The organism is Cupriavidus sp., assembly GCF_057315035.1.
The window spans coordinates 1-10,994 of record NZ_DBHKYV010000043.1; the positions used below are offsets into that span (position 1 = coordinate 1).

Annotated in this window: 6 protein-coding genes, 1 tRNA gene and 1 pseudogene; 4 read left to right on the forward strand and 4 right to left on the reverse strand. The window is 62.8% G+C overall.

Features of this window, described 5'->3' with window-relative positions; genetic code table 11:
• A pseudogene (locus ACO550_RS33020) lies at nt 1-318 on the reverse strand (energy transducer TonB); the annotation flags it as partial.
• A 502-nt stretch (nt 319-820) separates the two neighbouring features.
• Here ACO550_RS33020 and ACO550_RS33025 point away from each other — a divergent pair.
• On the forward strand, nt 821-3,136 hold the full coding sequence (locus ACO550_RS33025; protein ID WP_315598757.1) for an AAA family ATPase: 2,316 nt from the start codon (nt 821-823) through the stop codon (nt 3,134-3,136).
• On the opposite strand, the gene murI is transcribed toward ACO550_RS33025, so the two are convergent.
• The 3 genes from murI to ACO550_RS33040 form a co-directional block, all read right to left on the reverse strand.
• Nucleotides 3,130-3,951: a glutamate racemase gene (murI, locus tag ACO550_RS33030; protein WP_315598758.1), complete on the reverse strand. Its 822-nt coding sequence runs from the start codon at nt 3,949-3,951 to the stop codon at nt 3,130-3,132. The genes ACO550_RS33025 and murI overlap by 7 nt on opposite strands.
• Before the next feature lie 77 nt (nt 3,952-4,028).
• Entirely contained in the window at nt 4,029-5,552 is a 1,524-nt protein-coding gene (locus ACO550_RS33035) for a fumarate hydratase (protein ID WP_315598759.1), read from the reverse strand.
• A gap of 142 nt (nt 5,553-5,694) precedes the next feature.
• Nucleotides 5,695-6,267, reverse strand: a complete 573-nt coding sequence (locus tag ACO550_RS33040) for a TIGR00645 family protein (protein WP_315598762.1) — start codon at nt 6,265-6,267, stop codon at nt 5,695-5,697.
• Between the two features lie 333 nt (nt 6,268-6,600).
• Between ACO550_RS33040 and acs the strand changes: the two genes are divergently transcribed.
• The 3 genes from acs to ACO550_RS33055 all read left to right on the forward strand — a co-directional run bounded on the left by acs (nt 6,601) and on the right by ACO550_RS33055 (nt 10,922).
• Complete coding sequence (gene acs / locus ACO550_RS33045; RefSeq protein ID WP_315598760.1) at nt 6,601-8,583, forward strand: acetate--CoA ligase; 1,983 nt, start codon at nt 6,601-6,603, stop codon at nt 8,581-8,583.
• 121 nt (nt 8,584-8,704) lie between these two features.
• Nucleotides 8,705-10,756 (forward strand): VC_2705 family sodium/solute symporter, encoded by a 2,052-nt coding sequence (locus tag ACO550_RS33050; RefSeq protein ID WP_315598761.1) that lies wholly within the window; start codon nt 8,705-8,707, stop codon nt 10,754-10,756.
• 75 nt (nt 10,757-10,831) lie between these two features.
• Nucleotides 10,832-10,922 (forward strand) — tRNA-Ser (locus ACO550_RS33055).
• The last annotated feature ends 72 nt before the right edge of the window (nt 10,923-10,994 follow it).

Genomic DNA, 10,994 nt, shown 5'->3' on the forward strand with positions numbered 1-10,994 from the left:
GGGCGCGGGCGGGGCCTCGATCGCGGTTGGCGACGGCGGCAGCGATGCCACCGGCGTCGGCGTCGGTTGCGGCTTGGGCGGCGCCGGACGCGGCGTTACCACCTTGACCTGCTTGGGCGGCGTCGGTTGCGGCTTGGGCGGCTCCGGGGCGGGCGGCTCGGGCTTGGGCTGCTCCATCGGGATGATGCGGGCGATGATCTCCGGGGCGATGACAGCCTCGGTCAGCTTGCGTGCCAACCCGCTCTGGATCAGGTACAGCAGTCCGGCGTGAAACAACAGGACGGCAAGGGTGATCTTGAAAAATCGTTGATCGAACATGAGAGGAACGACAGGTGTTCGCCTTGCGGCGCAATCACTTGCGGTAGAACAGGATCAGCGAGATTCCACATCCGACCAGCAGGCTCAGTAGCAATTCCATGATGATAACGCTCCAAAGAAACACAGCTATGAAGTAACCGGTTACAGAGGGGAGCGCCACTCTTGGGTAGCGTATCAGCGCGATAGTATAAACGATAATGATTCTTATTTGTTGCGCATTGTGCAATGCGTCTAGTTTTTCTGCGATGTCGTCATTGCGTCTTCAGCAGTAATCTCTCCCCGCATGTCTACCCGGCATTACGTGGGTCAGGGCGCGCCGATGCGCGCCAACAATACCCCACCCATGAAAAACCGCGCTACGATGGATATTGATCCTCTCAGTTAGCGGCAGACACGGCATAGGCCAGGCGCTCCCTGCGGTCCGGACGCCTCAGGCCCTGTTCAAAGGGGCTTACGCCTGTGCGAAAGGGCTTACGCCTGTGCGAAGGGAAGGGAACCAGCCATGGACTTCACCCGTTTTGCTGAAGACGACCGCACGATGGACGACCGCAGCACGATGCTGCGGGCTTCGTCTGGCGCGCCGGGCACCTCGGCTCTGGACTGGATGTGCGCCCAGTTCGCGCTGCGCGTGGTGTGCGCGCTCGGGCCGCGTTTCAACCTGCGCAGCAATATCAATGACGTACTGACTGTCAGCGCGCAGGAAATGGTGTGGCCCTACGGCGTGGTACTGCGCGTGCAGCGTTTCCTGTCCGCGCGCTGTGCCGACATGCCGGCGTGGAAAGGCGCATCGCGCCTGTCGCCCGAGGAATTCCTGGAGCGCCATGGGCAGTGGAATAGTGCGTTCGATGAAAGCGCGCTGTTCTACTATCTCGACGAGTACGTGAAGCACCATGCCAAGGACATGTTCGCGGTGTTTGCGGCATCGTCGTCGGCAATCACGTCGCGGCTCGATGGCGAACGCGTGCTGCTGGTGCGCAATATCGACATGCTCAGTCACGTGCTCAACCTGCCCGAGCACGAACGCAAGCTGCTGTTGTATGCCGCATTGGCCAAGTACAAGCGCGACCTGCGCGCGGTGATGGTCGATTGCAAGGTCGCGCATAGCCAGGAGGCGTTCCAGATCCTGTCCGGGCTGACGGGCGCCAGCCCTGCGGATATTGCTTCATCGTTGCGTCCGGGCTCGCGCCTGGAAACCCTGAACCTGATCGAACAGCCGCTGCCCGAGAACAGCGTTACGGACCTGGGCGACCTGATGCGCCTGTCCGACCGCCTGCTGCATGTGCTGCTGGGCAACTATGCGAGCGAGGCGGAAATGATGGCGGTCTTCACGCGACCGGCCGCGCCACCGACGCTGGGCACTACCGACTATCCGCACGTCGAGACCGATGCGCGCTACCTGACCGCGCTGCTGGGAAACGCCACGCGCCAGAATGCGGCGGGGGTGAACGTGCTGATCTATGGTCCGCCGGGCACCGGCAAGACCGAGTTCGCGCGGTTGCTGGCGCGCGAAGCCGGGTGCGAGCTGTATGAGGTCGACTGTTTCGATCGCGATGGCAACAGCCTGTCAGGCAAGGATCGCTATCGCTCGCTGCAGGTCTCGCAAGCGTTCCTGCGCGGACGCCCACGTACGGCGCTGTTGTTCGATGAAGTCGAGGATGTGTTTCCTGGCAGCGCACGGGAACTGATGAGCCTGTTCGGCCAGGAAGACACGCGTGCATCGGTCAACGGCAAGGCCTGGGTCAACCAGACCCTCGAACAGAATCCGGTGCCGGTGATCTGGATCTCGAATTCGATACGCCAGATCGACCCGGCCTATCTGCGCCGCTTCCAGTTTCATCTGGAACTGAAGATCCCGCCGCCGCTGGTGCGCGAGAACATTATTCGCAAGCATTTGGGCAGCCTGGCTGTCAGCGATGCGTTCATTGCCACGCTGGCTGCGCGCAAGACGCTGACGCCCGCGCAGGTGCAATCGGCCGCGCGCTTCGTGGAACTGGCGCGGCCCGATGTTGCGGAGCCGGTGGAAGCGCTGATCGTGCGCCAGCTTGAGCATGCCGACCGCGCCATGGGTTTGCGTCCCGAGGCCGAGGCGCGTCCCGTCGTGACGCACTACCGGCTCGACAACCTCAATCTGGAAACGCGTTACGCGGTGGACAAGATCGTGCAGGCGCTGGGTGCGCGCCAGCGCGGCACGCTGTGTTTCTATGGGCCACCGGGCACGGGCAAGACTGCTTTGGCCGAGCATATTGCCGCGGAACTCGATTTGCCGTTGATGATTCGCCGTGCCTCGGACCTGATGAGCAAGTACGTCGGCGAGACCGAGCAGCAGATTGCGGCAATGTTTGCGCGCGCCGAGGAAGATGGTGCGGTGCTGCTGCTCGATGAAGCCGACAGCTTCATGCAAAGCCGCCAGCAGGCGGTGCGCAACTACGAGGTGTCGGAGGTCAATGAAATGCTCCAGGGCATGGAGCGCTTCAACGGCATCTTCGTCTGCACCACCAATCTGTTCGAGCGGATCGACGAGGCAGCGTTGCGCCGCTTTTCGTTCAAGATCCGCTTCCTCCCGCTCAAGCCCCCACAGCGTGAAACGATGTTCGTCGATGAGGCGCTCGATGGCGATACCAGCCGCATGACCGATGCGATCCGCCGCGATCTCGATGCGATGGATTGCCTGACGCCGGGCGATTTCGCCACGGTCAAGCGCCAGTCGGTGGTGTTGGGGGAAGCGTTGACGCCAGATGAATTCCTGGCGCAATTACGGCAGGAACACGCGGTGAAGCCCGATGTGCGGCATCACCGGCCGGTGGGCTTTATTCAGTAACCAGTATCAACGTCCGGTGCCGGTTCGATGGCCACGGTTTCGGCGCCGGCATCCACCTGCAGCAGTGCCGCGGCCATGTCGCGCAGGTGCGCGGCGTTCTTGGTCGACAGGTAGCGGATCGGGGCGATCGTGTCGGGGCTGGCGCCGAGGTCGAACTCGGCCAGCTTGCGCGCGAGTTGGCGCGCGATGGCGGTGCCGGTATCGATCAGGTCGAGCCGGTTGCCTACCATGTCGCGAATCGTGCCTGACAGGAATGGGTAGTGCGTGCAGCCAAGCACCAGTGTGTCGGCGCCAGCATCAAGCATCGGCTGCAGATAGGCGTCAAGTTTCTCGCGGATGGCGGGGCTCGATACGTCGCCCTGTTCGATCAGCGATACCAGCCCATGGCCAGCCGCGCACAGGTAGCGGCTTTCCTGGTCCAGCGATGCCAGCAAGCGGTTGAACTTGGCGCTCTTGAGAGTATTGGCCGTCGCCAGTACGCCAACCACCTTGCTCTGGCTCCTGGCCGCTGCCGGTTTCAGGCCCGGCTCCACGCCAATGACCGGTACCGGCAGGCGTTCGCGCAGTGTCTGTACCGCATGCATGGTGGCCGTATTGCAGGCAATGACGAGCGCCTTGCAGCCTTGTGCGACCAACCACTCGCATACCTGCAGCGTGCGGGCTTCCACGAACCGTTCGGGCTTGTCGCCATACGGTGCGTAGCGCGAATCGGCAAAGTAGATCAGCGGTTCATGCGGCAGCATGGCGCGGACTTCGCGCAGGACCGACAGGCCGCCAAGACCCGAATCGAAGATGCCGACGGGGGAGGGGTTCACACGTGTGAGTTGACTGGTTGACGCCCCTCTCCCGCGGGCGGGAGAGGGGGGCACGACATCGGTCGGACGTTAAGACGTTAGGCTGCCGCGACCGGAATCTTGCCGATCTTCGCTTGCCATTCGGCCGGGCCGGTCTTGTGTACCGACGTGCCCGAACTGTCCACGGCCACCGTCACCGGCATGTCCTTGACGTCGAACTCGTAGATCGCTTCCATGCCCAGGTCTTCAAAGGCCAGCACCTTCGCGCCGCGAATCGCCTTCGACACGAGGTATGCTGCGCCGCCCACGGCCATCAGGTAGGCCGACTTGTGCTTCTGGATCGATTCGATCGCCACGGGGCCGCGCTCGGCCTTGCCGATCATCGCGATCAGGCCGGTTTGCGACAGCATGGTCTCGGTGAACTTGTCCATGCGGGTGGCGGTGGTGGGGCCGGCAGGGCCAACCACTTCGTCACGCACCGGATCCACCGGGCCCACGTAGTAGATCACGCGGTTCGTGAAATCGATCGGCAGCTTCTCGCCCTTGGCCAGCATGTCGGCGATGCGCTTGTGCGCGGCATCGCGGCCGGTCAGCATCTTGCCGTTCAGCAGCAGCGTCTGGCCCGGCTTCCACGAGGCGACTTCTTCCGGCGTCAGCGTGTTCAGGTCAACGCTCTTCGACGTTTCGGTGTCCGGTGCCCATTCCACCTTCGGCCATGCATTGAGGTCCGGTGCTTCCAGCTTGGCCGGGCCGCTGCCGTCCAGCGTGAAATGCACGTGGCGCGTGGCCGCGCAGTTCGGGATCATTGCCACGGGCTTCGAGGCCGCGTGCGTGGGCGTTGCCATGATCTTGACGTCGAGCACGGTGGCCAGGCCGCCCAGGCCCTGCGCGCCGATACCGAGCGCGTTGACCTTCTCGTACAGTTCCACGCGCATTTCCTCGACCCAGTCCTGCGGGCCGCGGGCGATGATGTCCTGGATGTCGATGGATTCCATCAGCGATTCCTTGGCCATCAGCATCGCCTTCTCGGCGGTGCCACCAATGCCGATGCCGAGCATGCCCGGCGGGCACCAGCCGGCGCCCATCGTCGGCACCGTCTTCAGTACCCAGTCGACGATCGAGTCGGACGGGTTCAGCATCACGAACTTCGACTTGTTTTCCGAGCCACCGCCCTTGGCGGCTACCTGGATGTCGACGGTATTGCCGGGCACCACTTCATAGTGGATCACGGCCGGGGTGTTGTCCTTGGTGTTCTTGCGGGCGCCTTCGGGCGGGCTGACGATCGATGCGCGCAGCACGTTGTCGGGATGCGTATAACCGCGGCGCACACCCTCGTTGATCATGTCGGACAGGCCCATCGTGGCGCCGTCCCAGCGCACGTCCATCCCCACCTTGACGAAGATCGTGACGATACCGGTGTCCTGGCACAGCGGACGCTTGCCTTCGGCGCACATGCGGCTGTTGGTCAGGATCTGCGCAATCGCGTCCTTGGCGGCCGGACTCTGCTCCAGCTCATAGGCACGGCCCAGGCTGGTGATGTAGTCCATCGGGTGGTAATAGCTGATGTACTGCAGCGAGTCGGCGACGCTCTGGATGAGGTCTTCTTGCTTGATGACTGTCATTTTGTGGGGGGAGGGCAGCGGTGAAACACAGCCCGGGATGATACACCGTGGCAGCGACGGCTGTTGCGATGCATACAGCCGTCGACATATTTGGTCGGGTATTGCGGCGGGGTGAAGACATCACCCCGGGAGGGTTCTCGAATCAGTGTGCCTGCTGCGCCGCACCATCGGCGCCGGGGTGAGGCTGGGCCGAGTGCGGATGGGACACCATGCGGTCCACCCAGGCCATGGCCAGCGCCGATGCCAGGAACGCCACATGGATGATGACCTGCCACATGATCGTGTGCGAGCTGCGCTGGTCGGCGTCGATAAATGTCTTCAGCAAATGGATCGACGAGATGCCGATCAGGGCCATCGACAACTTGACCTTGAGCACGCCGGCGTTGACGTGGTCCAGCCACTCGGGTTCGTCGGGGTGGTTGTCGATGCCGAGGCGCGACACAAAGGTTTCGTAGCCGCCCACGATCACCATGATCAGCAGGTTGGAGATCATCACCACGTCGATCAGGCCCAGTACTACCAGCATGATCTTGGTTTCGTCGAAGGTCGTCACGTGCGCCAGCAGGTGCCAGACCTCGATCAGGAAGTGATAGACGTAGACGCCCTGTGCGACGATCAGGCCGAGATACAACGGCAACTGAAGCCAGCGCGAGGCAAAGATGATCCGGGGGATGGGTCGAATCGGTCGAGTCGGTTGGTAGGGGGTGTCGGCCATGGAGTACGGAAACGGTGGATGACGGTTGTAAATGTCACCAGACATTTGAGGCGGGGTTCGATTGTACCGTGCGCGCCATGACACCCGACATCGCGGCATAGTAACGATTCGTCACCGCAGGCCCGTATTGCTGTGCTAACTTAGTAAAGCCGACTGCACTTGTGCCCCCGAGTCTCCCGCATCCGGTCTTGCCGGTCCTGTTGCATCGCACCATTCGTCGCGTACCGGAGATTGGTCAGCGATGTTCAACGGTCCGGATCAACAGTCAGGTTTAAGTAAGGCGCCGGGCGTACCTTGCACCCAAAGCAGTCAAAGCCAAACAGGAGACAACCTATGTCCGCCATCGAGTCGGTGATGCACGAGCATCGCGTTTTCAATCCCCCCGAGTCGTTCGCAAAGAACGCCGCGATCCCGAGCATGGAGGCCTACAACGCCCTGTGCGCCGAGGCCGAGAAGGACTATGAGGGCTTCTGGGCGCGCCACGCGCGTGAGCTGCTGCACTGGCACAAGCCGTTCGACAAGGTGCTCGACGAGAGCAATGCGCCGTTCTACAAGTGGTTCGAGGACGGCCAGCTCAATGCGTCGTACAACTGCCTCGAACGCAATGTCGAGAAGGGCATTGGCGACAAGACCGCGATCGTGTTCGAAGCTGACGATGGCACGGTTTCGCGTGTCAGCTACAACGAACTGCTGGCGAAAGTCAGCCGCTTTGCCAACGGCCTGAAGGCACTGGGCATCAAGAAGGGTGACCGCGTGGTCATCTATATGCCGATGTCGGTCGAAGGCGTGGTGGCCATGCAGGCCTGCGCGCGGATCGGCGCCACGCACTCGGTGGTGTTCGGCGGTTTCTCGGCCAAGTCGCTGCAGGAACGCCTGGTTGACGTGGGCGCCGTGGCACTGATCACCGCCGACGAGCAGATGCGCGGCGGCAAGGCGCTGCCGCTGAAGGCGATTGCCGACGAGGCGCTGGCACTGGGCGGCTGCGAGGCCGTCAAGCATTCGATCGTCTATCGCCGCACTGGCGGCAAGGTGGCGTGGACCGAAGGCCGCGACCGCTGGATGGAAGATGTGTCCGCGGGCCAGCCCGACTACTGCGAGGCCGAGCCGGTCAGCGCCGAACATCCGCTGTTCGTGCTCTACACCTCGGGTTCCACGGGCAAGCCCAAGGGCGTGCAGCACAGCACCGGCGGCTACCTGCTGTGGGCGCTGATGACGATGCGCTGGACCTTCGACGTCAAGCCCGAAGACATGTTCTGGTGCACTGCCGATATCGGCTGGGTCACCGGTCATACCTATATTGCCTACGGCCCGCTGGCGGCCGGCGCCACGCAGATCGTGTTCGAAGGCGTGCCGACCTTCCCGAGCGCCGGGCGTTTCTGGGAAATGATCCAGCGCCACAAAGTCAGCATCTTCTATACCGCACCGACCGCGATCCGCTCGCTGATCAAGGCCGCCGAGGCCGACGAGAAGATCCATCCGAAGCAGTACGACTTGTCCAGCCTGCGCCTGCTGGGCACGGTCGGCGAGCCGATCAATCCCGAAGCGTGGATGTGGTACTACAAGAATATTGGCAACGAGCGCTGCCCGATCGTCGACACGTTCTGGCAGACCGAAACCGGCGGCCACGTGATCACGCCGCTGCCGGGCGCCACGCCGCTGGTGCCGGGTTCGTGCACGCTGCCGCTGCCGGGCATCATGGCGGCGATCGTCGATGAAACCGGGCAGGACGTGCCAAACGGCAGTGGTGGCATTCTGGTCATCAAGCGTCCGTGGCCGTCGATGATCCGTACCATCTGGGGCGACCCGGAGCGCTTCAAGAAGAGCTACTTCCCCGAGGAACTGGGCGGCACGCTGTACCTGGCTGGCGACGGTTCGATCCGCGACAAGGATACGGGCTACTTCACGATCATGGGCCGCATCGACGACGTGCTGAACGTGTCGGGCCACCGCATGGGCACGATGGAGATCGAGTCGGCGCTGGTGTCGAACCCGATCGTGGCCGAAGCCGCGGTGGTGGGGCGTCCCGACGACACCACCGGCGAGGCCATCTGTGCGTTCGTGGTACTCAAGCGCTCGCGTCCGACTGGCGATGAAGCGACCAAGATTGCGGCCGAACTGCGCAACTGGGTCGGCAAGGAAATCGGTCCGATCGCCAAGCCCAAGGACATCCGCTTTGGCGACAACCTGCCGAAGACGCGCTCGGGCAAGATCATGCGCCGTTTGCTGCGGTCGCTGGCCAAGAATGAGGAAATCACGCAGGACACCTCGACGCTGGAGAACCCGGCCATCCTCGACCAGTTGAAGCAGGCTCAGTAAGCCCACGGTTCATGCACGCTTCGCGCCTGCGTGACAAAGCTTGTGCCCGCCCCGGCATCGTCCGGTGCGGGCACAATTTTCTTTTCCTGTCCGGCTTTTCCATTTTGCCTCTTCTACCCTGATGCCAGACACCCAGTCGCGCTTCCGCCGCCGGCTGATGCTGTACTACGGCCTGTTCACGCTTGGCCTGTTCGGCTTCGTCGGCATGATGGGCCTGCTCGAGCATTCCAATGCCGATGCGCTGTGGCTTGGCTATGTCTTCCTGTTCGTCACGATCGCGATCTATGCCTGCATCGGACTGATCTGCCGGACCTCGGACCTCAACGAGTACTACGTGGCCGGCCGGCGCGTACCGGCGATGTTCAATGGCATGGCCATTGCGGCCGACTGGATGAGCGCGGCATCGTTTATCGGGCTGGCCGGCATCATCTTCGCATCCGGCTATGAAGGGCTGGCTTATGTGATGGGCTGGACCGGCGGCTATTGCCTGGTCGCCTTCCTGCTGGCGCCGTATCTGCGGAAGTACGGCGGCTACACCATTCCCGATTTTCTGGCGGCGCGCTACGGCAACGGCAAGCCCGGTGGCAATCTGCCAGTACGTGCCATCGCGGTGCTTGCTGCGTCGCTGTGTTCGTTCGTTTATCTGGTGGCGCAGATCCAGGGGGTCGGGCTGATCGTCACGCGATTTATCGGCGTGGAGTTCGCGGTCGGTGTGTTCTTCGGCCTGGCTGGCATCCTGGTCTGTTCGTTCCTGGGCGGCATGCGCGCGGTGACCTGGACCCAGGTGGCGCAATACATCATGCTGATCGTGGCGTTCCTGCTGGCGGTGTCGCTGATCGCATGGAAACATCACCACCAGGTGTTGCCGCAAGCTGGCTATGGCGGACTGCTGCGGCAGATCGATGTCGAAGAGAAGCGGTTGGACCGCGATCCGGCCGAGCAACAGGTGCGCGAGATGTTCCGCCAGCAGGCCATTGGCCTGCAGGAGCGCATCGGGCGCTTGCCGGAATCTTTCAACGAGGAACGCAGTGCGCTCGATGCGCGGCTGCTGGAACTGCGCGCGCGCAATGCGCCGCTGCGCGAGATCAAGACGGTGGAGCGCGAGCGTCAGGCATTTCCGGTGGATGCCGCCGACGCGCTGCGGCAGTGGAACCAGCAGCGCGAGGATGCACTGGCGCGCAGCCGGCCATTGACGCCGTCGGCCGAACCGTACCCAGCCGCATCGGAACAGGAACGCAAGACACGCCGCCTGAACTTCGTGCTGCTGGTGTTTTGCCTGATGGTCGGCACCGCGAGCCTGCCCCACATCCTCACACGGCTTTATACGACGCCTTCGGTCAAGGAAACGCGCAACTCCGTGGCCTGGGCCGTGTTCTGCATCGCACTGCTGTACGTGTCCGCGCCAACGCTCGCCGCACTGGTCAAAGTGGAGTTCTTCCAGCATCTGGTGGGTACGCCGTACGCCGAATTGCCCCAGTGGGTAGTGCAATGGCGCAAGGTCGATCCACCGGTCTTTGGCATCCGCGACATCAATGGCGATGGCATCGTGCAATGGGCAGAGATCCTGATCCAGCCCGACATGATCGTGCTGGCCGCGCCAGAGATTGCCGGCCTGCCATACGTGATCTCGGGCCTGGTGGCGGCAGGGGCGCTGGCCGCGGCGCTGTCCACGGCCGATGGCCTGCTGCTGACCATCGCCAATGCACTGTCGCACGACGTCTACTATCACATGATCGACCGCCAGGCGAGCCACCAGCGCCGTGTGACCACCGCCAAGGTTGTACTGTTAGGCGTGGCGCTGTTCGCTTCGTATGTCACGTCGCTACGGCCCGGCAATATCCTGTTCCTGGTGGGTGCGGCGTTCTCGCTGGCTGCATCGAGTTTCTTTCCGGTGCTGGTGCTGGCGATCTTCTGGCGCCGTACCACGGCAGCGGGTGCCGTTGCCGGAATGGCCACCGGCCTGACCGTGGCCGTCTACTACATCTTCGTCAACTATCCGTTCTTCACCCGTATGACCGGCATCTTCGGCGACCGCTGGTTCGGCGTGGACCCAATCGCCTCTGGAGCGTTCGGCGTGCCGGCGGGGTTTGTCGCCGCGATACTGGTGAGTCTGGTAACGCCGAGGAATGCGCCAGTGATCGACCGGTTGGTGAATTACCTGCGCAAGGGCTAGGGTAGGGTGTCCGGAACACCTTCGGCAAACGTCGCTGGACAGCAAGAACGGCTCTGCTATAATCGCGGACTTCCCGGAGAGATGGATGAGTGGTTTAAGTCGCACGCCTGGAAAGCGTGTATAGGTTAATAGCCTATCGGGGGTTCGAATCCCCCTCTCTCCGCCAGAATACAAATGCCCGCATCAGCGGGCATTTTCGTTCCCGGAGAGAAGCAGGCCAACAGTTTGGCCTGCGCGG